Annotated in this window: 24 protein-coding genes; 13 read left to right on the forward strand and 11 right to left on the reverse strand. The window is 51.8% G+C overall.

The features are described from left to right. From OEW58_01555 to OEW58_01570, 4 genes are all read right to left on the reverse strand, one after another. The coding region (locus OEW58_01555; GenBank protein ID MDH5300031.1) for a Stp1/IreP family PP2C-type Ser/Thr phosphatase at nucleotides 1–713 on the reverse strand (713 nt) is incomplete at its 3' end. Nucleotides 714–737: 24 nt separating this feature from the next. Continuing rightward, a complete protein-coding gene (locus OEW58_01560) occupies nucleotides 738–1,466 on the reverse strand; it encodes a UDP-2,3-diacylglucosamine diphosphatase (GenBank protein ID MDH5300032.1) in 729 nt (242 codons plus the stop codon). A 20-nt stretch (nucleotides 1,467–1,486) separates the two neighbouring features. Next, nucleotides 1,487–2,068, reverse strand: coding sequence for a peptidylprolyl isomerase (locus tag OEW58_01565; protein ID MDH5300033.1), 582 nt, complete (start codon nucleotides 2,066–2,068; stop codon nucleotides 1,487–1,489). A 68-nt stretch (nucleotides 2,069–2,136) separates the two neighbouring features. Continuing rightward, nucleotides 2,137–2,394: a late competence development ComFB family protein gene (locus OEW58_01570; protein MDH5300034.1), complete on the reverse strand. Its 258-nt coding sequence runs from the start codon at nucleotides 2,392–2,394 to the stop codon at nucleotides 2,137–2,139. A gap of 76 nt (nucleotides 2,395–2,470) precedes the next feature. Here OEW58_01570 and OEW58_01575 point away from each other — a divergent pair, with 76 nt between their 5' ends. Together OEW58_01575 and OEW58_01580 are read left to right on the forward strand one after the other, a co-directional pair. Then, entirely contained in the window at nucleotides 2,471–2,845 is a 375-nt protein-coding gene (locus tag OEW58_01575) for a SirB2 family protein (GenBank protein MDH5300035.1), read from the forward strand. 16 nt (nucleotides 2,846–2,861) lie between these two features. Next, nucleotides 2,862–3,299 carry a CBS domain-containing protein gene (locus tag OEW58_01580; GenBank protein MDH5300036.1) on the forward strand — a complete coding sequence of 146 codons (438 nt, stop codon included), beginning with the start codon at nucleotides 2,862–2,864 and terminating at the stop codon, nucleotides 3,297–3,299. 50 nt (nucleotides 3,300–3,349) lie between these two features. Here the strand turns inward: OEW58_01580 and rne are convergent, their stop codons facing one another. Continuing rightward, complete coding sequence (gene rne / locus OEW58_01585; protein ID MDH5300037.1) at nucleotides 3,350–5,971, reverse strand: ribonuclease E; 2,622 nt, start codon at nucleotides 5,969–5,971, stop codon at nucleotides 3,350–3,352. 475 nt (nucleotides 5,972–6,446) lie between these two features. On the opposite strand from rne, the gene rluC reads away from it, so the two are divergent. The 4 genes from rluC (at nucleotide 6,447) to OEW58_01605 (ending at nucleotide 9,820) form a co-directional block, all read left to right on the forward strand. Then, complete coding sequence (gene rluC / locus OEW58_01590; GenBank protein ID MDH5300038.1) at nucleotides 6,447–7,415, forward strand: 23S rRNA pseudouridine(955/2504/2580) synthase RluC; 969 nt, start codon at nucleotides 6,447–6,449, stop codon at nucleotides 7,413–7,415. A gap of 8 nt (nucleotides 7,416–7,423) precedes the next feature. Further along, nucleotides 7,424–8,092 carry an HAD-IA family hydrolase gene (locus OEW58_01595; GenBank protein MDH5300039.1) on the forward strand — a complete coding sequence of 223 codons (669 nt, stop codon included), beginning with the start codon at nucleotides 7,424–7,426 and terminating at the stop codon, nucleotides 8,090–8,092. 9 nt (nucleotides 8,093–8,101) lie between these two features. Beyond that, nucleotides 8,102–9,181 (forward strand): S49 family peptidase, encoded by a 1,080-nt coding sequence (locus tag OEW58_01600; protein ID MDH5300040.1) that lies wholly within the window; start codon nucleotides 8,102–8,104, stop codon nucleotides 9,179–9,181. Between the two features lie 78 nt (nucleotides 9,182–9,259). Then, the gene (locus OEW58_01605) at nucleotides 9,260–9,820 is read left to right on the forward strand and encodes a TIGR00645 family protein (protein MDH5300041.1); all 561 of its coding nucleotides are present in this window, start codon (nucleotides 9,260–9,262) and stop codon (nucleotides 9,818–9,820) included. A gap of 201 nt (nucleotides 9,821–10,021) precedes the next feature. Here OEW58_01605 and OEW58_01610 read toward each other — a convergent pair whose 3' ends face one another. Both OEW58_01610 and OEW58_01615 read right to left on the reverse strand, forming a co-directional pair. Continuing rightward, nucleotides 10,022–10,810: an inositol monophosphatase family protein gene (locus tag OEW58_01610; GenBank protein ID MDH5300042.1), complete on the reverse strand. Its 789-nt coding sequence runs from the start codon at nucleotides 10,808–10,810 to the stop codon at nucleotides 10,022–10,024. Between the two features lie 12 nt (nucleotides 10,811–10,822). Next, complete coding sequence (locus tag OEW58_01615; protein MDH5300043.1) at nucleotides 10,823–11,716, reverse strand: DMT family transporter; 894 nt, start codon at nucleotides 11,714–11,716, stop codon at nucleotides 10,823–10,825. A 108-nt stretch (nucleotides 11,717–11,824) separates the two neighbouring features. On the opposite strand from OEW58_01615, the gene OEW58_01620 reads away from it, so the two are divergent. Next, nucleotides 11,825–13,327 (forward strand): bifunctional metallophosphatase/5'-nucleotidase, encoded by a 1,503-nt coding sequence (locus OEW58_01620; GenBank protein ID MDH5300044.1) that lies wholly within the window; start codon nucleotides 11,825–11,827, stop codon nucleotides 13,325–13,327. Nucleotides 13,328–13,367: 40 nt separating this feature from the next. Here the strand turns inward: OEW58_01620 and OEW58_01625 are convergent, their stop codons facing one another. From OEW58_01625 to OEW58_01640, 4 genes are all read right to left on the reverse strand, one after another. Further along, a complete protein-coding gene (locus tag OEW58_01625) occupies nucleotides 13,368–14,384 on the reverse strand; it encodes a porin (protein ID MDH5300045.1) in 1,017 nt (338 codons plus the stop codon). Nucleotides 14,385–14,677: 293 nt separating this feature from the next. After that, a complete protein-coding gene (locus OEW58_01630) occupies nucleotides 14,678–15,256 on the reverse strand; it encodes a Maf family nucleotide pyrophosphatase (GenBank protein MDH5300046.1) in 579 nt (192 codons plus the stop codon). Further along, nucleotides 15,256–17,097: a sodium-extruding oxaloacetate decarboxylase subunit alpha gene (gene oadA / locus OEW58_01635; GenBank protein ID MDH5300047.1), complete on the reverse strand. Its 1,842-nt coding sequence runs from the start codon at nucleotides 17,095–17,097 to the stop codon at nucleotides 15,256–15,258. The genes OEW58_01630 and oadA overlap by 1 nt, the downstream gene beginning before the upstream one ends. Before the next feature lie 24 nt (nucleotides 17,098–17,121). Then, the gene (locus OEW58_01640; protein ID MDH5300048.1) at nucleotides 17,122–18,540 is read right to left on the reverse strand and encodes an acetyl-CoA carboxylase biotin carboxylase subunit; all 1,419 of its coding nucleotides are present in this window, start codon (nucleotides 18,538–18,540) and stop codon (nucleotides 17,122–17,124) included. A gap of 145 nt (nucleotides 18,541–18,685) precedes the next feature. Here OEW58_01640 and OEW58_01645 point away from each other — a divergent pair, with 145 nt between their 5' ends. From OEW58_01645 to fabG, 6 genes are read left to right on the forward strand one after another with little or no spacing between them, the layout of a single operon-like run. Further along, a complete protein-coding gene (locus OEW58_01645; GenBank protein ID MDH5300049.1) occupies nucleotides 18,686–19,267 on the forward strand; it encodes a YceD family protein in 582 nt (193 codons plus the stop codon). A 27-nt stretch (nucleotides 19,268–19,294) separates the two neighbouring features. Further along, complete coding sequence (gene rpmF, locus OEW58_01650; GenBank protein MDH5300050.1) at nucleotides 19,295–19,492, forward strand: 50S ribosomal protein L32; 198 nt, start codon at nucleotides 19,295–19,297, stop codon at nucleotides 19,490–19,492. A 10-nt stretch (nucleotides 19,493–19,502) separates the two neighbouring features. Next, the gene (gene plsX, locus OEW58_01655; GenBank protein MDH5300051.1) at nucleotides 19,503–20,525 is read left to right on the forward strand and encodes a phosphate acyltransferase PlsX; all 1,023 of its coding nucleotides are present in this window, start codon (nucleotides 19,503–19,505) and stop codon (nucleotides 20,523–20,525) included. Continuing rightward, the gene (locus OEW58_01660; protein ID MDH5300052.1) at nucleotides 20,522–21,490 is read left to right on the forward strand and encodes a ketoacyl-ACP synthase III; all 969 of its coding nucleotides are present in this window, start codon (nucleotides 20,522–20,524) and stop codon (nucleotides 21,488–21,490) included. The genes plsX and OEW58_01660 overlap by 4 nt, the downstream gene beginning before the upstream one ends. 22 nt (nucleotides 21,491–21,512) lie before the next feature. Then, a complete protein-coding gene (gene fabD / locus OEW58_01665) occupies nucleotides 21,513–22,439 on the forward strand; it encodes an ACP S-malonyltransferase (protein MDH5300053.1) in 927 nt (308 codons plus the stop codon). A gap of 26 nt (nucleotides 22,440–22,465) precedes the next feature. Continuing rightward, nucleotides 22,466–23,209: a 3-oxoacyl-ACP reductase FabG gene (fabG, locus tag OEW58_01670; protein ID MDH5300054.1), complete on the forward strand. Its 744-nt coding sequence runs from the start codon at nucleotides 22,466–22,468 to the stop codon at nucleotides 23,207–23,209. Nucleotides 23,210–23,252 lie beyond the last annotated feature (43 nt).

A 23,252-nucleotide genomic window follows, 5' to 3' on the forward strand; every position in this document is an offset into this window, starting at 1 on the left:
AGTTGGCAAAGCAAGACAGTGATGTTGTCATTGCCACCTTTTTCGTTTGCTGCATTCACCAGCGCTTCGGTGCGTTCGCGTAGCGTAGTGTGGATGACGCAAATGTCAGCAATTTCCTGGTGATTTAGCATATCCGTTAGTCCATCCGAGCAAAGCAAAAAGCAGTCGCCAGCTTGCCACGGGGCGCTGAGGATGTCGGTCTGAAATTTGTCGCCTTGGCCTACCGCGCGATTGATGGCATTGCGCAGCCAATGGGTTTTGGCCTCCTCAGGACTGAGCAGACCTTTATCCATCTGATCCTGGATGTAGGAGTGATCTCTGGTGAGCTGCGAGAGCTGATTGTTCCGAATAAGGTAGGTACGGCTGTCACCTACGTGACCGATGAAATAGCGGTCGCCCTCAATGGTAAATAACTCTGCAGTGCAGCCCATGCCTTTGGTCTTGGGATTGGAATGGCTGTGACTGGTGATGGCCAGGTTGGCCGTCAGGTAGGCTTTGTGGACCTTGTCCGGCGCACTGAGGTGGTCATCATGCTGAAAAACATCGATGCAGGACTCGACAAACAGTGCGCTGGCTACTTCTCCAGCCGCAGCGCCACCTATACCGTCGGCAACTGCAAACAGTTTTCGCTCGTGGTCGATGATGAAGGCGTCTTCGTTGTGACGACGCCTTCTCCCGACATCGGTAATCCCAAAGGCTTGGCAATGCATCATGGATATGAATCGACCAAAAGGCGATTAGCTTGAAATCCTGGGGTCAACGAGCTGCATTTTGTCTCCATTGACCACCAGGTAGCTTGGGCGGTCAGTCCAGTCGCCAAGCACAATGCGTCGAGCGGGCTGGCCGTCCAGCTCAAAGGTGTGGGTGGCCGGCCGGTGGGTGTGTCCATGGATCACCTGGGAAACGCCGTGCTGGCGCATGGTGTCGATGACCGTCTGTTGGTTGACGTCCATGATGTACTCGGCTTTGTGACTGGTTTGTTCCTTGCTCGCCGCCCGGGCTTGTTTGGCCATTTCCATGCGATTGGGGATGGGGAGGCTGAGAAACTGTTTTTGCCACTGGGGATTGCGGACCTGTTGGCGAAAGCTTTGGTAGCCAACGTCGTCGGTACACAATTGGTCGCCATGCATTAGCAGTGTAGGCTGACCTTGCAGTTGGATGACATGGGCCTCGGGCAGCAGTGTGGCGCCGCAAAGTCGGGCGAATTCCTCGCCCATCAAAAAATCCCGGTTCCCCTGCATCAGAAATACGCGACAACCGCGCTTGCTTAACGCACTGAGTTGGGAGATCAGCGGCTTGATTGCCTCTGGCATTGCGTCATCGCCCAGCCAGGCTTCAAACATATCACCGAGGATGTAGACCTCATCGGCATCCTGCGCCTGGGTGTTCAGCAGCATGACCAGTTGTTGAGCGATCTGCATCGTTTCGGGGGAAAGATGCAGATCAGAGATAAATAGCGATTTCATGATGCGTTTTGCAGGCCCGGTTACTGAACGATTTCGGCTTTAATGATGACGACAGCTGTTTGTGGTACGTCGCGACCAAACGGACCGCCGGAGCCGGTAGCGGTATTGCGGATGCGATCAACCACATCCATGCCTTCGACGACTTTACCGAAAACGGTGTATCCCCAGCCTCGAGTGGTTTGCGAGCGGAAATCCAGAAAGGGATTGTCGACGACGTTGATAAAAAACTGCGCAGTCGCTGAGTGTGGCTCAGAGGTGCGTGCCATGGCCAGTGTGCCCCGAACATTCTGCAAGCCATTGTTGGCTTCATTACGAACAGGGGCGCGGGTGGGTTTCTGCTGATATTTTTCGGTATAGCCACCACCCTGGATCATGAAGTTGGAGATGACCCGGTGGAAAATGGTGCCGTTATAGTGGCCGCTCTTAACGTATTCAAGAAAATTTTTGACGCTGCCAGGGGCTTTTTCGCTGTTGAGTTCGACCAGAATGTCGCCCATGTTGGTTTGCAGTTTGACACGGGTTTCGGCGGCGTTGACGTTTCCAGCCAGCATCAAGGTGGCGAGCAGCGCAAAGAAAATCCGGTTATGCCAAGTTTTGATCATATGTATGACTCCTGAATTTCGTGATCTGCCAATAGTAAAGCAGTTGTATTTTATGGGAAAGCCCGCGGTTATTTTTTTACGGAAACTTTCTGTACAGCCGTTGTTACTGCGTTCTTAACTTTGCTGAATATTTCAGCTTGTTCTATCGGTGAGAGATAGAACGTGAAATCGACACGGTGCCGAATGTAGCGGGGGGGAAGGTGGTTCAGGGCGATGCAGGCAATATCCTCGATTTCATCTGCGGTGAACTCATTGAGTTTGAGGCTGCCGAGAATTTCCTGGTAAACCAGTTGTTCGTAGTAGTTATGTACTGACTCAAATCTCATGCGTTCATCCTGTTGTTGTACATTTGTTAGTGGTATTGTTTAGGGCTGGCGCTGTCTGCAATGAGGGGGTGGAACGATGAAAGTGTTGCACATATTGTTGGTCGCCAACAGTGGAATTTTGTTCTTCGTTCGCGGTTGCCTGCACTGGATTTCATCTCCGGCCCTGAATAGTCCCTGGTTGCGGCGACTTCCCCATGCTAATGATAGTTTATTGTTGTTGACGGGGTTGGCGATGGTGTTGGGCTCGGAGATTTGGAACTTTTCGTCGCCCTGGCTAATATCCAAGCTTTGCCTATTGTTAGCCTATATATTGTTGGGGATGGCTGCGTTTAAATGGGTCAAGGCCCGGCAGTGGCGAATGACTTTCTGGGGACTGGCGCTGCTGGTATTTGCCTTCATGGTTTCTGTTGCCGTGTCCAAGCATCCACTGGGATGGTTTGTAGGAAATTAAAGCAGGTGAGGTTGCAATGAAATCGATTCCGGCTATTAAAACTGTAATGACGCCATTTCCCTATTGGGTAGAGCGCGATGCCAGTCTTGGCCAGGCAATATCGCTAATGCGTGAACACGATATTCGGCATTTACCAGTAAAAGATCACGGTAAGGTGTACAGCGTAATTACGGAGCGTGATATTAACATTCAGCTTAAGTGGCATCAGGAGCAGGGGCGTGATGTGTCCGCACTGAAAGTCGACGATGTTAGCGTGCGCAAGGCTTATACCGTTTCAATCGATGAACCGTTGGATAATGTGCTAGTGCATATGGCGGAACATCATTGCGGCTCAGTAGTGGTGGTCAAAGGGGATAGGTTGGCGGGTGTGTTTACCAGTAACGATGCCTGTCGTTGTTATGGTGAGTTTTTGCGCTACCATTTCCGGCCGGGGGGTGGCGATGATGCTGCGTAAATAAAAAAGCCGCTAATGAAAGCGGCTTTTTTGGTACTTGCAAACGATGCCTAGTTTTTCTCTTCCATGGAAGAAACATCGCTTGCTGCGGGCTTGGCTGTGGCTTCGCCCGAGTCATTTGATCCCGCTTCAGTGCGTCGCATCGGGCGAATGTAATCGCTGGCTGGACGGGTGAACATGGGAGCATTATTGCTCGCTGCTGGTGCGGCCGGCTTGCTTTCCGCTGCAACAGGAGGAGTCGGCGCTGCAACAACAGGCTTGACCTCGACCGGCCGAGGTTGTGACTCCACAGCGACGGGCTTGGGCTTGTACTCTGAAGCTGACGAATCTGAACGCTGGCTTTCAGTCGGTTTCTCAACGGCAGCAGGTGCTTCCGTTTTGGCGGGTGCAACACGTTCAGTATTGTTGCGCTCAAAGCGAGGACGGTTTTCCGTTTTTGCTTCAGCAACAACTGGTGCCTCAGCAGGAGCATTGCCGATGCGTAATACCAGTTCGTCCGTAGCTGTCGCCGCTACAGCGTCGTTACCGACAGATGCGTTCGTGTTATGGCGGTTGTGACGCTGCTCACGATCACCACGATTGCCAGACGAGTCATTGTTGCGTTCACGACGACGGCGTCTTGGTGGCGATGATGGATCGCGTTCGGCAACGGCTTCGGCTGGTTGTGCAACAACTTCGATCGGTGCTTGAGCGATCTCGGTGTTTTGCTGTTCGTCAGCACCCATGTTCTTTTCGCCACGGCGACCACGGCCACCACGACGGCTGGAGCGGGTGCTGCGACGACGTGTCCGCTGTGCGCCGCCCTTGTTGCGATCACCACGCTCACCGTTGCGGTCTTCGCGCTCGCCAGAGCGTTCCGTGGCGTTACCCTTGGATTTTTCCTGGGTGTCAGCTGTGGAAGATGTAGAGTGGCGCTCGGGCTTTCTGTGAGTATTGCCAGTTGTTGCCACAGGTTTGGTCGGTTTTTCTTCAGCGCCACCAAACAAGGCAGAAAACAGTCGACGAACAATGCCACCGTTCTCTTTTCCTTTGACGGATGCGGAGTTCGCAGGTTTGGGCGTGATCGGCGGCAGTGACTTCACTGCTGGCTCTTCGCTGCTGCGCTCGGCGCGAGGTTTAGCGGCAGGGGCGGTGGCTTCCACCGGCTCTGCGATGTCAACTTGCAGGTAGCTTGGCGTATTGTTTTCTTCGCTGTTGATTTCGCTCTGACGAATACGCTGCAAATCGTAATGAGGTGTATCCAGCGCAGGCGTTGGAATGATTACCACTTGAATTTGTTGGCGTGCTTCGATGGCGCTGATCTGGCGACGTTTCTCGTTGAGCAGGAAAGTAGCGACTTCTACCGGCAGGTGAGCCAGTATTTTGCCGGTATTGTCCTTCATTCCGTCCTCTTCAATCAGACGCAGGATGGACAGACCCAATGATTCGACGCTGCGAATCGTGCCATGGCCATTACAGCGAGGGCAGGCGATCTGGCTAAATTCGCCCAGCGAAGGACGCAGGCGCTGACGTGACATTTCCAGCAAACCAAAGCGTGAAATGCGACCGACCTGAACGCGTGCTCGGTCCAACGACAGGGCTTCTTTGAGGCGATTTTCCACCTCACGCTGATGACGTGCAGGAGTCATATCGATAAAGTCGATGACAATCAGGCCACCCAAGTCGCGCAGACGCAACTGGCGGGCGATTTCATCAGCGGCTTCCAAATTGGTGTTCAGTGCGGTTTCTTCGATATCACCGCCGCGAGTGGCGCGAGCAGAGTTGATGTCGATGGAAACCAATGCTTCAGTATGGTCGATGACCAGTGCGCCACCGGAAGGCAGGCTGACTTCGCGACGGAATGCTGAATCGATCTGTGATTCCAGCTGGTAACGGGTAAATAGCGGAATGTCGTCTTTGTACAATTTCACCTTGGACAGGTTATGCGGCATGACCTGGGTCATAAAATCCAGGGCTTGCTGATAGACCTTGGGATTGTCGATCAAAATTTCAGCAATATCTTTGCGCAGGTAATCGCGGATTGCGCGGATGATAATGTTGCTTTCCTGGTAAATCAGGAAAGGAGCTGATTTTTCTTCAGAAGCGCTTTCGATGGACTTCCACAGTTGCAGCAGGTAGTTCAAATCCCATTGCAGCTCTTCGGCGTTTTTGCCCACGCCAGCTGTGCGAACGATCAGGCCCATATTCTCAGGGATGTCCAGCAGAGCCATGGCTTCGCGGATTTCACTGCGATCATCTCCCTCGATACGGCGAGATACACCGCCAGCACGGGGATTGTTGGGCATCAGTACCAGATAGCGACCAGCCAAACTGATGAATGTGGTCAGAGCCGCACCCTTGTTGCCGCGTTCTTCCTTGTCTACCTGAACGACCACTTCCTGGCCTTCACGCAGAACTTCCTTAATGTTGGGGCGAGCACCGCGATCGGGCTGATTTCTGAAATAGCTGCGAGCGATTTCCTTCAGTGGCAGGAAACCGTGGCGTTCGGCGCCGTAATCCACAAAGGCAGCATCAAGACTGGGCTCGATACGCGTAATCTTGCCTTTGTAAATATTGGACTTTTTCTGTTCTCTGGCAGTTGTTTCGATATCCAGATCGTATAGTCGCTGGCCATCGACCAACGCGACCCGCAACTCTTCTGGCTGAGTTGCATTAAATAGCATTCTTTTCATTAAAATTCGTCTCTCAACCTGCGCCCAACCTGATGCAGGCCGCGGAGATACCGTAAAAGCATGCTACGGTCTTTTCGCGTCTTTTAGCCCTGTGTGGCTCCGTTCGAGCTCGCTCAGGGTTATCTTGTGTTCTGTTGCGCACTCATTACCGGACGAAAAAGGGATGTCTACGGTTACTGGTGCGTCTTCAGTGCCCACACAAAAGGTTGAGCAATTACCTAATCAATACTCACTGTTTTACCATTCAGAAAACAGGAGGGGACCTCTGTTACTCTGCTCAGATATCTATGATTATCTGAGCATATTGCGCTTACTATCTGCTAAACTAGCGCCTTCTGGCACAAAGCTTCGACCGTTTCTACGTTCTTTATGACCGCTGTTCTCAGTCAATTTGTCTGGACGAATGTACACTCTGGCCCATTTAAGCCCTAACTATACCAAATTTACAGCCCTTCACAAGGTGTATCGCAATTATATGTCTGAAAATTCAGGTAAATCATCCAATAATCCGAAGGTTATCGAGGTTGTGATAGATTCCGAGCAGCACGGCCAGCGGATTGACAATTTCCTGTTATCGCAGTTGAAGGGCGTGCCCAAGACCCATATATACCGAATTCTGCGCACGGGCGAGGTCAGGGCCAACAAAGGGCGGATCAAACCCTCATATCGCCTGAACGAAGGCGATGTGATCAGGATTCCGCCAGTGCGCGTGAGCGAGCCCAAAGAAATTACCATCAAAGATTCGACCATCACTGCGCGTGTCAAGCAGCGAATTCTTTTTGAAGACAAAGACTTGATCGTGGTAAATAAGCCAGCCGGGTTGGCGGTTCATGGCGGTAGCGGGGTGGATTACGGTCTGATCGAGATCATGCGTGAGCTGTATCCGCTGGCGAAACGAATTGAACTGGTGCATCGTCTGGATCGAGACACTTCCGGGTGTTTGATTTTGGCCAAAAAGGCATCGGTGCTGAAGGCCATGCACGAGCAGGTTCGAGGCAGTGGCATGGAAAAAATCTACCTGGCGCTGCTAAAGGGACGGTTGGCCGGTGGCTCGAAGAAAGTGGACGCGCCACTGATGAAAAATGTGCTGAGTTCTGGTGAGCGCATTGTCCGCGTTCACCCCGAAGGCAAGGAGTCGCAGACCATTTTTACGCCACAACAGCGGTTTGCCACGGCAACACTGGTGCAGGCGAGACTGCTGACAGGTAGAACACATCAGATTCGGGTGCATGCGCAGCATATTGGCCATCCTTTGGCTGGGGATGAAAAATACGGTGATGACGAATTTAACAAGGTCATGCGCAAATCGGGATTAAAACGGTTATTTTTGCATGCCCACATCGTTAGTTTTATCCACCCTGTTTCAGGAGAACGGGTTAGAATTAGCGCCGATTTGGATGATGATCTGAGTAGGGTATTAGAACAGTTGGGCAAAGATCAGTAGTTTGAGTGATGACGTATCGTTTGGTTGTTTTTGACTGGGATGGCACGCTGATGGATTCAGCGGCGGATATTGTGTATTGTTTTCAGGCAGCTACACAGGATTTGCAGTGGCCAGTGCCGAGCAGTGAAGAAATTCACAACATTATCGGTTTGGGTATGAAGGAGGCGGTAGCCATCCTGTTTCCGCATACCCAACATAGCGCCAAGGATGTTGATGCGCTGGTTGAGCGTTATCGCTACTACTATTTCCATCCGGAAAAACGTCAGCCAGTGTTATTTGCCGGAGCAAGTGAGTTGGTGCGACAACTGGAGCACGAGGGATATTTTCTTGCCGTGGCCACAGGCAAAGGTCGGCAAGGTTTGAATGGCGTGTTGGAGCGCACAGGCTTGAAGGATGCGTTTCATATCACGCGCTGTGTCGATGAGGCGCATTCAAAACCTCATCCGCAGATGCTGGAAGACATAATGGCGTTTGTCGGTGTGGAGCCAGGCGAAACCCTAATGGTCGGTGACAGCGAATACGATTTGTTGATGGCGAATAATGCAGGAGTGGATGCGGCAGCTGTGTTGTGTGGCGCTCACTCCAAAGATCGGTTACTGACCCACAACCCGGTGATATGGTTTGAGCACACCTATCAGTTGGGCTCGTGGCTTAAAACACAAAACATAAAGCAATAGTGATACTCAATGACTGACGATAAAGACAAACCCGTAGAAAACGCGTCCGACGTTAATGCGGCGACAGAAACAAAAAGTGATCCCTGGACCCAGTCAGCGATAGCGCAGGAAGTTGCGACTGACGGGAAAGCGCCTGCTGACAAATCGAGCGATGATTCGGCGAATATCAAATGGCAGCAGGACCTGATTAACCGTTTGGCGTTTTCATCGATTAATGAGCAGCGTCGCGCACGTCGTTGGGGCATATTCTTCAAGTCTTTAACGTTTGTTTATTTGTTTGCCATACTGTTTATGTTTATGCGCTCTGCGGAGTCTCCGGATATCAATCTTGGGGCTCATACAGCATTGGTCGAGATCCATGGTCCGATTATGGATAGCTCACCCGCTAACGCCGAAGATATCATCAGTGCGTTGCGCGACGCGTTTGAAGATAAAAATGCGCACGGGATTATTTTGCGTATCAACAGTCCTGGTGGCAGTCCCGTGCAGGCGGGCTATATCAATGACGAAATCAAACGCCTTAAAACGTTGCATCCTGAGAAAAAGGTCTATGCGGTGGTGACAGATTTGGCTGCCTCAGCTGCCTACTATATTGCCGTATCGGCAGATGAAATTTATGCCGACAAAGCCAGTATGGTGGGTTCTATCGGCGTGTTGATGGATGGATATGGTTTTGTCGATGCCATGAACAAGCTTGGGGTTGAACGTCGTTTGATGACGGCAGGTGAAAATAAAGCTTTCCTTGACCCATTTTCTCCGTTGAAATCAGAACATAAAGAACACGTTCAGCACATGCTGAACACAGTTCACAAACAGTTTATAGGCGTCGTGAAAGAAGGTCGTGGTGATCGACTGAAAGACAAGCCGGAGTTGTTTTCTGGTTTGGTTTGGGCCGGCGAAGAAGCGGTTGCGCTAGGATTAGTTGATGGCTTGGGCAGCAGCGGATATGTGGCGCGCGAATTAATCGGCGCGGAAAGAATTGTTGATTACACTTATCATCCGGATTTTATGGAACAGTTTGCCGAGCGAATGGGGGCCTCAATGGCGACCGCGATGCAGGCTATGTTTAGTAGTGCGTCAATGCGCTGAAGTGGTTTTTGCGCAGCCCTAGGAAAAATGGCTTGTGCGAATTGCGTTTTAAATTGAAGAGGTATGTGAGGACCTTACATGAGCAAAGAAGGCAAATCGTTGCATAGAAATTCTAGTTTGGCCGCGATGTCAGAGATTATTTTCTGGAGTCGCTGGCTGCAGGCGCCACTGTATTTTGGTTTGATCGTAGCCCAGGGCGTGTACGTTTATTTGTTTGGTGTTGAGTTGTATCATTTGGTGCATGATGCCAAGGATATCGGCGAAACCCAGATCATGCTGATTGTGCTGGGTTTGATTGATGTGGTGATGATTGCAAATCTGCTGATAATGGTCATTATCGGTGGGTATGAAACCTTTGTTTCGCGGTTGAATTTGCGTGAACATCCGGATCAACCTGAGTGGCTGGCGCACGTCAATGCGGCAACCATGAAAATTAAATTGTCTATGGCGCTGATTGGTATTTCTTCAATTCATCTGTTGAAGACCTTCATTAATGCGGATCAGTTGACCGAACACACGATAAAGTGGCAAGTGATTATTCATATCACCTTTATTGTTTCGGCCATTGCGATTGCTTATACCGACCGGATCATGACTAGTACTTTGCTGATGAGTCATCAAGATCCTGAGCGTGACTAAGTCTCTGTAGGCGATAATTTTGTTTGGTGCCCCGCTTTTGTCGGGGCATTTTTTTGTTCGGCTAATCGTCTCTAGACTTACTGGGTATGGTTTATATTATCTTGCCGAAAAAAATATATTGCCACTGGATGATGGTGGGGTGAGAGGAATATTTACCTGCAACTGTAACAGCATATGTCCTGCTCGTATTGTTGCATGTGATCAAATCTCCGGGATGAGATCCAGCACCGAGTTTTTCAAAATGGAATTGGATGCAAGCGTATACGCTGAATGGATAGTGTGTTCGCTGCCATCCCTGTCGTAGACCACTCCACCAGCTTCTCTCACCAGTAACACACCGGCTTGTACATCCCAGGCATGATTGGATAGCACCAAACTGATATCAGTCTGGCCAGCAGCTACCCAGGCAAGTTGCAGTGCAGCAGAACCGGGCATACGTATGCGCAATACTTCGTTGGCCAATTTGCCATGCAGTGCCAGGCGTTGTTGATTTTTTGCAAAACTGTCAGGGCCGACTGAAAAGTCACCAACACCCACAATCGATTGCTGTAGTGATGAGGTGATCGATACTTGCAGACGTTGCCCGTTGAGAAATGCACCTTGGTCTTGTTGGGCGACATAGCGCTGTTGCAGTGCAGGAAAGGTAATGCCAGCCAAAATAGGAACGCTATTTTTTACCAGCGCGATGGACACGCCCCACATTGGTAATCCGCGTGCATAGTTGATGGTGCCATCAATGGGGTCGACAGCCCAAAATATATGATCATCATTCGCTGAGTCTTGATTCCAGCCATTTTCTTCGCCCAAAATGGGTAGCTGGCTGCGGCTTAAAATATCACGTATGCATTGTTCGACGGCGTGATCGGCATCCAGGGCAAAATCTTTTTCACCCTTACGAGTCTGAATGGTGGGTGATGATTGCATAGCTTGAGCAAGCCGTTCGGCTTCATCAAGTGCGCGAATTAATAAGTCATGATTATCATGCATCATCTGAATTTCCGATTATAGATTGAGGACCAGTCCAATACCGGCGGCAAAGGCGACAGCATTGGCGAAAATGATATCAGCAGTGATTTTTTCTTTTAACAGAAATATGCCCACCATTGCGGCGATGCCAATGTGAATCATGACAATGGCTTTGACGTAGGTGACGCCGCTGTTGATATCAAGGGACTGTTGCACGGCGAGTTGTTGAAAAATAAACGCCAGTACGGATACGGTGACGTAGAATCCTATGCCTTTGTAGTGTTGTCTGAGCGATTCAACAAGTAGCGTGCGGTTTTTCAGCATATAGCCAAGCAGTAAGGCTAATGTGATTAGACTCCACATGGCTGAATAAAAAATGGCGCCGTTATCGGTTGCTGCGATGGCTGTGCGATCCAATAGGGTTGATATGCCGTATAAGAAAGCCGCAGCAACGGATAGTAAGGCGGGGTAGAGCAGAGCGCGTGAGTGTTGGCCGGGTCTGTGGTTTTGTAATTTCAATAAGAGATAGGCAATGGAGGCGACAATCAATAACAAACAGACCAACCCGGCTTCATTTGGGATTTCGCCATACAGCGCGTAGGTGGTGATAACCATGAAGACGGGAATGCTGGCCTGTATTGGTGAAACAATGACCAAATCACCCAGTTGAATTGATTTGATATAAAGGACGCTGGCTACTATGGTGATAACGGCTGCGGCAAATGTTGCGCTCCAGAATGTTGTGTGTGAGTGTATTTCAACCGTAGACAGGGCCGCAGGAATGAGCAACAAACCAGCGGCAAACAACCGTGAGTGAAACATTAGTGCAGAGGGGGGAATGGATTGGCAGTGGGTTTTTACTACAATCACTTTGGTGGCACTAAATGCCATGGCGAAGAATGCCAGCCAGATCCAGTCATTGATATGCATTCGGATAAAACCGGTTACGAATAAAAATTGGTATTGTTGTGTGGAACTGAGTGAGTTCCAATCATGGCACAGATCGGTTTGATGTGTCGACGAAGATAAAGGGAAAGTATGAAACTGAAACGGTATGTTTTCGTAGTGTTGTCGCTGTTTTTATGTTCAGCCCACGCCGACGATCAGGGCGAAATTCATGTCACTTTGCTGCACTTCAATGATGTGTATGAAATTATCCCAACTGGCGATGGCAAAGAGGGAGGGCTAGCCAGGGTCGCCACCTTGCGTAAGCAATTGCTGAGTATAAATCCTAATACGATTACTTTGCTCGGTGGCGATTTTCTGAGCCCTTCTGCCATGGGTATGGCACCCGTGGACGGCGAACCGCTGCAGGGAAAGCACATGGTCGATGTTCTGAATGGGTTGGGGCTGGATTACGCAACCTTTGGCAATCACGAATTTGATCTAAAGGAACGGCCATTTTTGCAACGCGTGGGCGAAGCAAAGTTTACCTGGGTTTCCAGTAACGTCACCAATGCTCAGGGCGCATTATTTGCCGGGCAGAAAACCAATGTCGTTCTGCCCATTCGCGACGCGAACAGCGGCAAAGTATTTCGGATTGGCATATTGGGATTGACGCTGAACAGCAATCAGCCGAGCTACGTAAAAATCAGTGAGCCATATGCGGCTGCGGAAAAACAATTGGCCATTCTGGATTCGCAGTCCGACTTTGTTGTGGCGTTGACGCATCAGGCGATAGGTGATGATGAAGCATTGCTACAGCGTTTTCCGCAGATCGATTTATTGTTGGGAGGCCATGAGCACGCCAATTATCAACGCTGGCGGGGCGCAAACTGGGCACCGTTACTCAAGGCCGATGCCAATGTTCGCTCGGTATATGTGGTCGATATATATGCCAATCCTTCCAGTAAAAAAACACGGATTGAGACACGACTGGTTCAGGTTAACGATACCATCGCAGAGAATGCTGAATTGCGTGACCGTATCAATGATTGGAAGTCTCGCGCATTTGCGGCGTTTCAGCAGCAAGGCTTGAAACCTGCGGAGGTCGTTTTTCAGGCGCGGCAAAATTACGATGGCGTAAGTTCGCATGTGCGCACCGGACAAACGAATCTGACGCGTTTGATCGCTGAGAGCATGTTGCAGGCCTATGCTGGCGAGGCGGATCTGAGCGTGTACAACAGTGGCTCTATTCGTATTGATGATGTGTTACCCGTCGGCGATATCACGGTATATGACGTGATTCGGGTGTTGCCGTTTGGCGGCGACGTACGCTTGGTGAAAATGAAAGGTGCTTTGTTGTTGCGCGTATTGCAGCAAGGTGAACTGAATGTTGGCTCGGGTGGATATTTGCAATCGGCGAACACAGCCAAGTCATCGGCATCTGTATGGCAAATTGCAGGTCAGCCGATTGTGGCCGATCGGACGTATACCGTGGCCATGACTGACTTTTTGCTGAGTGGTCGTGAAGTGAATCTGGATTTTCTAACATTACAAAATCCAGAAATCACTGTGGCAGATTCTGGACAGGGAAGGGATTTGCGAAAATTACTCATCGAACAATGGAAACTGCATCCGCCGAGCGCAGCCGAAAAATAAGCCGGACTACTGTATGTAATCCGGCTTGGGGAGGGGCTGGTTAGAAGCGATAGCCAGCTTGTAATGCAACGTTGGTTTTGCTGTCTGTTGCTACACCGTCTTTGTCGGCAAAAACCTTGTTGGTGGATTGCACCATGGAAACTTCTGCGCGAACAAAAGTGTTGGCCGATGGGCTGTATGTTGGGGTGATGGTATAGGTCGTGGCGCTATCGAAGCCATAAATGCCGCTGGTGCCGTCACTCATGTATTCAATGCGCACAGGGTAGGACATTTTGCCGTAGGTTGGTTTGATGTACAGAGCTACGCCCATTGCGCTATCGTCCTGGCCTGCTACTTTCGCTTCGCTGTCCAGCATGTGATAGTCGGCATTGATAGCCAAATCAATGTTGCCTACGGTGGTGCTTACGATAACGTCAACAATGTTTTTTGCCTTGTCGTAATCGTAATAGCTGGCCATGTAGTTCAGGCTGCCTGCAGAGCCGCTGACACCAACGGCGTAGGCATTCGTAGCAGTTGAATTACCCAGCTTCAATGTGTCGTTGTTTGTTTCGGCATAAACGCTGACATCACCCAGGCTGTAGCTGGCGCGAATGCCAGGATAATAGACTGGCTGGCCGCCCCACAGCGCAGCGATGGTGGCGTGCGCGTTGGCATATGATGGTGTAACTTCATAGCCGATATTGGTGGCCAGTTTACCTGCGCTGATGGTCAAGCCTTCAATGGGAGCGAAATCAACGGAGCCATATTGCAGGCCGAACGTGCTGAAGCCCGCGCTGTTGTTAACGCCGCCGTCGAGGATGGTAATTGCAGACATGGAACCAAAGCCCGCTTTAAAACCTACGCCACCGGTTTTGGCCTCGTCAGATAATTCAATCAGCATGTCAGAAACATGAAAATTATCAGTATTGGAAGAGCCAGTGTTATCGCTGTAGAAATAGCCCGCGGTCATACCGCCTTTTAATGCGATATCGCCGGTATCGACGGTGATGGTGCCGGCAGCTGCAGCGGTGGAAATGGCGCAAAGACCCGTCATTAGTCCCAAGCGTTTTCTAAACATTATTTCTCTCCTGTGATGAATTTAACTACAACCCGAAGTTAGTGTCTTAGTTGTCGTTGTAGCATTTTGCAAGGTGAATGCCTATTTTGTTGTGTCAGAAAGAAAACATTGAAATAGTGAGGTAAGTGCGCAATTTTTCGGCACTTGTGATTTGCTTTCGTGTATTTTGGCTCAAGCGCGTAAAAAAATTCGGGAGTTGCCTGACCTGATTTGGTGCGCATCATGAAATGATGCGCTAACTCTGTGCATGAGGGTGCGATGATGGTAATTGCGTGGCGGATTGTTGTGCGAAGCTAAACGACTACAATTCCAGCAGCTTCCAGCATTTTGCGTAATCGAATCAATGGCAGGCCAATCAGTGCGGTTGGATCGTTGCCTTCGAGTCGTTCGGTGAGGGCAATGCCGTAGCCTTCGGATTTGAACGATCCCGCGCAATTGAGTGCCGGTTCTTTTTGCAGATAGCGGCGAATCATGGCTTCGTCCATGGAACGAAAATGGACGGTGAACGGAATGAGGTCAATGTCGAGAATATCTTTATCGGCTTGATACAGGCAAAGCGCGGTTTGAAATACGATGGTTTTGCCGGAGAGTTTTTTGAGCTGCTCAACAGCGCGTTCCATCGTTCCAGGTTTACCAAGAATTTCGCCTTCGCACACACTGCATTGATCACCGCCGATGATAATGCTGTCGGGGTGAGTTTCGGCAACTTTACGCGCCTTGGCTTCGGCCAGACGCAACACCATCTGTTCCGGTTTTTCGCCGGGCAGAGGCGTTTCGTCAATGTCAGGTGCAGCGGTGGTAAATGGTAGGTGCAAGCGCTCCAGCAACTCCCGGCGATAGGGAGAAGTGGAGCCCAGAATTAATTGACGCATTATTCGATCTCGATCAGGGTTTCGTCCGGATTAACCGTGTCACCTTTTTTGATGTGGACGGTTTTGATGGTGCCAGCAATGGGAGCTTGAACTTCGGTCTCCATTTTCATGGCTTCGGTGATGAACAAACCAGCACCCGCAGCGACTTTGTCACCTTCCTTGACCAATACTTCCACGATGGTGCCGGGCATGGAGGTGGTGACATCGCCGGGTCTGGTCGCTTTTGGTCGCTTGCTGCCAGTGACGGCTTTGGCGGCATTGGTCTGCGCGGCAGGAACACCGCCAGCGGGGAAGGTGGCAATTTCATCCAGGGTTTCCACCAGCACTTCTTCGGGCTGGCCGTCGACGGTCATGTAGAACGGACGATTTGCCTGGAAGCGGTGACCGGAACCAGTGACCTTGATGTGATAGGTTTCACCGTGCATGGTGATGTTGAATTCGGTGGGCGCCAAACCGCACACCGCGACGTTGTCTTCGGGCGGTGGTTCCAGTGGTTCGGGTAGCAGGGTGCCGGCACGACGCTGCTCCAGGAAACTGCGTCCCAGATCGGGGAACATGGCAAAGGTCATGACGTCTTCTTCGGTTTCCGCCAGCTCACCGATTTGGGCGCGCAGTTCATCCAGTTCTGGTTTGAGCAAATCCGCTGGGCGACAGGTGATGACTTTTTCCTTGCCGATGGCTTGTTCGCGAATCAATTCGTTGACCTGGCCCGGCGCTTTGCCGTAATGACCTTGCAGGTACAGTTTGACCTCGTTGGTGATGGTTTTGTAGCGCGTGCCGGTCAGTACGTTGAGCACGGCCTGGCTGCCGACGATTTGCGATGTCGGCGTGACCAGCGGTGGGAAGCCCATGTCTTCACGCACACGGGGAATTTCTGCCAACACGTCGTTGATGCGTTTGAGTTCGCCTTGTTCGCGCAGTTGGTTGGTCAGGTTGGAAATCATGCCGCCAGGAACCTGATTGACCTGAACGCGCGTATCCAATCCGGTAAATTCGCTTTCGAACTGGTGATATTTTTTGCGTACACCGGCGAAGTACATGCCGATTTCCTGCAACAGTTCCAGATCCAGGCCGGTGTCGTATTCCGAGTCGCGCAGGGCGGCGACCATGGACTCGGTAGCGGGATGACTGGCGCCATTGGCAAAGGCGGAGATGGCGGTGTCGATAGCGAATGCACCGGCCTCAATCGCTTTGAGCTGACACATGTCGGACAAACCGGCAGTGGCGTGCGAGTGCAGGTGGATGGGCAGCTTGATTTTTTTCTTCAGAGCCTTGACCAGCTCGTCGGTCTTGGTGGGTGTGAGCAAGCCAGCCATATCTTTGATCGCTAGACTATCGCAGCCCATTTTTTCCAGCGTCTTGGCCATTTTGACGAATTCGTCAATGGTGTGTACCGGGCTGGTGGTGTAAGAGATGCAGCCTTGGGCATGCTTGCCGGCTTCTTTGACGGCGGCGATGGAGGTTTCCAAATTGCGCAGGTCATTCAGTGCGTCAAAGATGCGGAACACGTCCATGCCGTTGTCGGCGCAGCGATGCACAAACGCGCGCACTACGTCGTCGGAGTAGTGGCGATAGCCTAGCAGGTTTTGACCGCGCAACAGCATTTGCAGACGGGTGTTGGGCATGGCTTCGCGCAGTTTGCGCAGACGTTCCCACGGATCTTCTTTTAGAAAACGGACGCAGGCGTCAAAGGTGGCGCCGCCCCAGCATTCCAGTGACCAGAAGCCCACCTGGTCGAGTTTTTTGGCGATGGGCAGCATGTCTTCGGTGCGCATGCGGGTGGCGATGAGGGACTGGTGGCCATCGCGTAATACGGTTTCGGTAACCTGAACTTTTGCCATGATGCTGATTTCCTTCTCGCTATCCTAAAGTCGCATGTGAGCGGCGATGGCCGCAGCAATAGCGCCGGCCAATTCGCGCGGCGGACGACGGGTTGAGTAGTTGGAAAGCTCCGGGTGAGCCTCAACAAAGCCGGTATTGACGATCCCGGAGCGGAATTCCTCGGTTTTGAGTATTTGTTTTTGGTACGGAATCGTGGTTTTTACGCCGTTGACTGTGATGTCATCGAGTGCGCGTTCAGCCCTGCGCAGCAATGCCTCCCACGTCAGTGCCCAAACGGTGAGTTTGACACACATGGAATCGTAGTAGGGTGGAATGACGTAACCGCTGTAAATGGCGCTGTCGGTGCGAATGCCTGGTCCGCCTGGCGCGAAGTAGCGGGTAATGCGACCAAAGCTGGGAAGAAAATCGTTTTTGGGGTCTTCGGCGTTGATGCGAAACTCCATGGCAAAACCGCGTTTTTGCACCTCAGACTGTTTGTATTGCAGCGGCAGGCCCGAGGCAATGCGAATTTGCTCCTGCACAATATCGATGCCGGTGATTTGTTCGGTGACGGTGTGTTCCACCTGCACACGCGTGTTCATTTCCATGAAGTAAAACTGGCCGGTGTGGTCGAGCAGGAATTCGACCGTGCCGGCATTCTCGTAACCAACAAAGCTGGCGGCCTTGACGCCGTATTCCCCCACCAGTTGGCGTTGAGCTTCACTCAATTGTGGTGAGGGGGCAATTTCGATCAACTTTTGATGGCGGCGTTGTACCGAGCAGTCGCGTTCAAACAGGTGAATCACGTTGCCATGGCTGTCGGCCAAAATCTGGACTTCGATGTGCTTGGGGTTGACGATGCATTTTTCCATGAACACATCGGCGACGCCGAAGGCTTTGGTGGCTTCGGAAATAACTCGGTCGTAGTTTTTGCGCAGATCGGCTTCGGTGTCGCAACGACGAATGCCGCGTCCTCCACCGCCTGAAGTGGCTTTGAGCATGACAGGGTAGCCAATCTGGCTGGCCAGTGCGACGGCGTCGTCCAGGCTGCGCAGATTATCTTCGGTGCCGGGGATGACCGGGACGCCCGCAGACTTCATGGCGCGGCGTGCTTCGGTTTTGTCGCCCATGCGGTGAATGATTTCTGCAGAGGGGCCGATGAATTTGATGCCGCGGCGTTCGCAGGCTTTGGCCAGTTCCTGGTTTTCAGAGAGGAAACCGTAGCCCGGATGGAGTGCATCGCAGCCAGTGGCGACTGCCAGGTTAACAATCCGGTGAACATTCAGATAGCCGGCGACGGAGTCAGGACCAATATTATAGGCTTCGTCGGCCTTTTTTACGTGGAGGGCATGGCGGTCAGGCTCGGCATAAATGGCGACCGATTTGATGCCCATTTCGGAGCAGGCCCGCACAATACGTACAGCGATTTCACCTCGGTTGGCAATCAGGACTTTCTTGATCAAAGGGACTCCCTTCTTTCGTTCGTGTTTCCTGTCGGATGCCTCTGCCGGGATTTCAGCAGTAGACGTATTCAACGTAATTAACGGATTCTTCTACGTAAATCCCTGGTTTTTGTCAAGTTGCACACCATTGTCGGCGGCTAGCGTTGTGAATTTTAACCATTTTTTTGACAGCGGGGCTTTGCGCAGCTATCATTGCGCCCCAATGCCCGGTCAACTGCCAGAACGCGTCGATCCCGTGCTGCTTGCCAATAGACAAGTCACAGGGTCTAAACGCTACAAACTTAGTCAAATGCACCGCCTTTCGGACAACCTGTACGGGGAGTTAGGGGAGGTTGAGGCGCGTTTTTCCTTTTTTATGGAAGGACGACGTCCGACGGTTGCAGGCGAACTGAAAGGTGGGTTGCCCTTGCAATGTCAGTGTTGCATGCAACGCTTTGTGGTTCCGGTGGATCACCAGTTCAAACTGGCGGTGGTGGCGGGGCTGCAAGAGGCAGAGGAATTGCCAGAAGACATTGACCCGCTGTTACTGAACGAGGATAGCCTCATTCTGGCAGAGCTGGTTGAAGATGAATTATTGCTGTTGCTGCCCTTCGTGCCTTTGCACCCGGAAGGCTTGTGTACAACGGATGTTGTGCCGGTTTCCGAGGAAGAAGAAGTGCACGAGGTTGAGCAGAAGCGGAACCCGTTTGCGGTGTTGGCAGACCTGAAACGCAACGGGAAAAACTGAGTTAAGAAGGTCATTTAGGAGATAATCATGGCTGTTCAAAAGAGTCGTAAAAGTCGTTCTGCGCGCGGTATGCGCCGTGCCCACGATGCACTGTCTACCCCAGCGGTTTCTGTAGATAGCAAAACTGGTGAGACTCACATTCGTCACCACATTACCCCAGATGGTTTCTACCGTGGTCGTCGCGTGATCGAGCCCAAGGAAACTTTCGTAGAAGATCAAGAGTAAAGGTTGAGGCTTGGCTTCGACAATTTCCCTGGATGCCATGGGGGGAGATCACGGTGTATCCGTGGTCGTCCCCGCCGCGCTAACGGCATTAAAGCAAAACCCGTCCCTCAAATTGATTTTGGTTGGTGATCAGGCCGCCATTACGTCCGTCTTGCGCGAGCATGGTGCGGATGTGAATGGGCGCTTGAGCATTCATCATGCCTCCCAGGTGGTTGGTATGGATGAAGCGCCTTCATCAGCCCTGCGTTCCAAAAAAGATTCTTCCATGCGCGTTGCCATCGACCTGGTAAAAGAAGGTCGGGCGGATGCGTGTGTGAGCGCCGGTAACACCGGTGCGTTGATGGCTACCGCGCGTTTTGTACTCAAAACCCTGCCGGGTATCGACCGGCCCGCGATTATTTCCGCGTTGCCGACCATGCGTGGTCAGTGTCATATGCTGGATTTGGGTGCCAATATTGATTCGTCACCGGAGCATCTGTTCCAGTTTGCGGTCATGGGTTCGGTGTTGACCTCGGCGGTGTGCAATATTGAAAAGCCGACCGTTGGCTTGCTCAATATCGGCGAAGAGGAAATCAAGGGTGGTGAGATCATCAAGCAGGCAGCCAAAATGCTGCAGGCCAGCGAGCTGAATTATTACGGCTTCGTGGAAGGTGATGATATTTACAAAGGTACCGTTGATGTTGTGGTTGCCGATGGTTTTGTGGGTAACGTCGCACTGAAAACCAGTGAAGGCGTGGCGCGCATGATCATTCAATTCCTCAAGCAGGAATTCAAAGGCAGCGTACTGGGCAAAATGGCGGGCTTGATCGCCAGACCCGTATTCAAATCCTTTGGTCGTCGCATTGATCCCGGTCGCTACAACGGCGCTAGTTTGGTTGGTTTGCGTGGTATCGTGGTTAAAAGTCACGGCAGCGCAGATACCAGTTCATTTGCCAACGCGATTAACGTTGCAGTGAAAGAAGTGGACTACAATGTTCCCGCGCGTATTGAGCGCGAGCTACAAACCATGTTGGTGGAAAGGCGGGCGGTTTGAAATATTCACGCATCATTGGTACGGGCAGTTATCTGCCAGAAAAAATTGTCACCAACCATGATCTGGAAAAGATGGTGGACACCAGTGATGAATGGATTGTCGAGCGCACGGGTATTTCTCAGCGCCACGTTGCTGCCGATGGGCAAACAACGTGTGATCTGGCATTTGCTGCTGCGCAGCGCGCCATTGTGGCTGCGGGTATCGACAAGAATGATATTGACCTGATTGTTGTTGCGACAACAACGGCAGACCGCGTATTTCCCAGTACTGCCTGTTTGCTGCAAGACAAATTGGACATCCACGGATGTCCTGCATTTGATATTCAGGCAGTCTGCTCCGGCTTTGTGTATGCCGTGAGTGTGGTTGATCAGTTTATTCGCACGGGCGCAGCCAAAACAGCGCTGGTGGTCGGCGCTGAAACCCTGTCACGCATTCTGGATTGGAATGATCGCACTACTTGCGTTTTGTTCGGTGACGGTGCGGGCGCAGTGGTGATTCAGGCTAGCGATCAACCGGGTATTTTGTCGACCCATATTCATGCCGATGGCCAGTACAAAGAACTGCTGACAACCAATGGCGGCATTTCTGAAAACGCGCAGGCGCTGATGAGTGGTGAAATTGCCATTCAGATGAAGGGCAACGAAGTTTTCAAAACTGCGGTGAACACGCTGGGCGACATCGTCGACGAGACGCTGGCTGCCAACGGCATGGAAAAATCGGACATCGATTGGTTGGTGCCGCACCAGGCCAATATTCGCATCATTGCTGCGACGGCCAAGAAATTAAAAATGCCGATGGAGCGCGTGGTAACCACGGTGGCGACGCACGGTAATACCTCGGCGGCCTCTATTCCTCTGGCGCTGGATGTCGCAGTTCGCGACGGCCGTATCCAGCGTGGTGAAACGGTCCTCATGGAAGCCTTCGGTGGAGGCTTTACCTGGGGTTCGGTGTTGATGAAATTCTAAAATTTACGGAGCAATTCTTCGTATGACGACTGCGTTTGTTTTTCCCGGTCAAGGGTCTCAATCGCTGGGCATGATGGCCGATTTGGCCGCCCAGTTTCCCGTAGTTACCGATACGTTTGCTCAGGCCTCTGAGGCACTGGGATACGATCTGTGGAATTTGGTTCAGAACGGTCCAGAAGAAAAGCTGAACGAGACCGACAAAACTCAGCCTGCCATGTTGGCAGCGGGCGTGGCGGCTTGGCGCGTGTGGCAGGAAAAGGGTGGAGCGATGCCCGCTTTCCTGGCCGGACACAGCTTGGGTGAGTACACTGCGCTGGTTGCCGGTGGCGCCATCGCGTTTGCAGATGCGGTGTCACTGGTGGCTGATCGCGGACGCTTTATGCAGGAAGCCGTGCCTGCGGGTACTGGCGCGATGGCCGCGATTCTGGGACTGGAAGATGCTCAGGTGGCTGAAGTGTGTGATGCGGCTTCGCAGGGCGAAGTGTTGCAGCCAGTGAATTTTAACAGCCCCGGTCAGGTGGTGATTGCCGGTACCGCTACGGCGGTGCAGCGTGCTGTGCCGGTGGCGACAGAAAAAGGCGCCAAGCGCGCAATTATTTTGCCTGTGAGCGTGCCTTCTCATTGCGATTTGATGCGCCCAGCCGCTGAGCGTTTGGCGGTGCGTCTGGCGGGCATTTCGATTCAGGCACCAAGCATTCCTGTGCTGCATAATGCAGACGTGGCAGCCTATAGTGATGCCGACAAAATTCGCGACGCGTTGGTGCGTCAGTTGTACAGCCCGGTGCGTTGGGTGGAAACTGTCCAGTGGTTTGAAGCCAAAGGCGTGACCACGATTGTTGAGTGTGGCCCAGGCAAGGTGTTGGCTGGCTTGAATAAACGCATTGTGCGTACAATGTCAGCCTTTCCCGTGTTGGATGTAGACAGTTTAAACAAGGCTCTGGCCGGTTAAGTGTGAGCACAGAGGGAGGAATACCGTTGAGTTTAGATAATCAAGTTGTACTGGTGACTGGCGCGACGCGCGGCATCGGTCGCGCGATTGCGCTGGCGTTGGGCGAGCAGGGGGCCGTGGTTATCGGCACTGCTACCAGCGAATCAGGGGCAGAGACCATTTCCAACACACTGAATGAAAAAGGTGTTAAAGGAAAAGGTTTGGTATTGGACGTGTCCAGCAGTGAATCGGTGGATGCGACAATGAAGGCGATTGCCAGTGAGTTCGGTACGCCGACGATTCTGGTGAACAATGCAGGTATTACGCGCGACAATTTGATGATGCGCATGTCCGATGATGAATGGGACTCGGTCATCAACACCAATTTGTCGTCTGTATTTCGCCTGTCCAAAGCCTGCTTGCGGGGCATGATGAAGGCGCGTCACGGGCGTATTATTTCGATCGCCTCGGTGGTTGGTGCAATGGGTAATCCCGGTCAGGCCAACTATGCGGCGGCCAAGGCGGGTATCATGGGCTTTAGCAAGGCGTTGGCGCGCGAAGTGGCGTCACGCAATATTACAGTCAACGTGATCGCGCCCGGTTTTATTGAAACTGATATGACCGCTGTTTTGCCTGAGGCGCAGAAAGAAACGCTGAAGGCTCAGATTCCATTGGGATGCCTGGGGACACCCGAAGACATCGCGGCAGCGGTGGTCTATTTGGCATCGCCCAGCGGACGTTACATTACCGGCCAGACACTGCATGTGAATGGCGGGATGCACATGAGCTAAGGCTAATCGACATACAAATGGCTGGGTTTTACGCCGAAATTGT

It is taken from the genome of Gammaproteobacteria bacterium (assembly GCA_029884425.1).
GTDB lineage: Bacteria > Pseudomonadota > Gammaproteobacteria > S012-40 > S012-40 > JAOUHV01.

Excerpts from the sequence above, each read along its gene's own strand:
- OEW58_01560 (MDH5300032.1), bottom strand. The coding sequence starts at position 1,466 with ATGAAATCGCTATTTATCTCTGATCTGCATCTTTCCCCCGAAACGATG.
- OEW58_01565 (MDH5300033.1), bottom strand. The coding sequence starts at position 2,068 with ATGATCAAAACTTGGCATAACCGGATTTTCTTTGCGCTGCTCGCCACC.
- OEW58_01570 (MDH5300034.1), bottom strand. The coding sequence starts at position 2,394 with ATGAGATTTGAGTCAGTACATAACTACTACGAACAACTGGTTTACCAG.
- OEW58_01575 (MDH5300035.1), top strand. The coding sequence starts at position 2,471 with ATGAAAGTGTTGCACATATTGTTGGTCGCCAACAGTGGAATTTTGTTC.
- OEW58_01580 (MDH5300036.1), top strand. The coding sequence starts at position 2,862 with ATGAAATCGATTCCGGCTATTAAAACTGTAATGACGCCATTTCCCTAT.
- rne (MDH5300037.1), bottom strand. The coding sequence starts at position 5,971 with ATGAAAAGAATGCTATTTAATGCAACTCAGCCAGAAGAGTTGCGGGTC.
- rluC (MDH5300038.1), top strand. The coding sequence starts at position 6,447 with ATGTCTGAAAATTCAGGTAAATCATCCAATAATCCGAAGGTTATCGAG.
- OEW58_01595 (MDH5300039.1), top strand. The coding sequence starts at position 7,424 with ATGACGTATCGTTTGGTTGTTTTTGACTGGGATGGCACGCTGATGGAT.
- OEW58_01600 (MDH5300040.1), top strand. The coding sequence starts at position 8,102 with ATGACTGACGATAAAGACAAACCCGTAGAAAACGCGTCCGACGTTAAT.
- OEW58_01605 (MDH5300041.1), top strand. The coding sequence starts at position 9,260 with ATGAGCAAAGAAGGCAAATCGTTGCATAGAAATTCTAGTTTGGCCGCG.
- OEW58_01610 (MDH5300042.1), bottom strand. The coding sequence starts at position 10,810 with ATGATGCATGATAATCATGACTTATTAATTCGCGCACTTGATGAAGCC.
- OEW58_01615 (MDH5300043.1), bottom strand. The coding sequence starts at position 11,716 with ATGCATATCAATGACTGGATCTGGCTGGCATTCTTCGCCATGGCATTT.
- OEW58_01620 (MDH5300044.1), top strand. The coding sequence starts at position 11,825 with ATGAAACTGAAACGGTATGTTTTCGTAGTGTTGTCGCTGTTTTTATGT.
- OEW58_01625 (MDH5300045.1), bottom strand. The coding sequence starts at position 14,384 with ATGTTTAGAAAACGCTTGGGACTAATGACGGGTCTTTGCGCCATTTCC.
- OEW58_01630 (MDH5300046.1), bottom strand. The coding sequence starts at position 15,256 with ATGCGTCAATTAATTCTGGGCTCCACTTCTCCCTATCGCCGGGAGTTG.
- oadA (MDH5300047.1), bottom strand. The coding sequence starts at position 17,097 with ATGGCAAAAGTTCAGGTTACCGAAACCGTATTACGCGATGGCCACCAG.
- rpmF (MDH5300050.1), top strand. The coding sequence starts at position 19,295 with ATGGCTGTTCAAAAGAGTCGTAAAAGTCGTTCTGCGCGCGGTATGCGC.
- fabD (MDH5300053.1), top strand. The coding sequence starts at position 21,513 with ATGACGACTGCGTTTGTTTTTCCCGGTCAAGGGTCTCAATCGCTGGGC.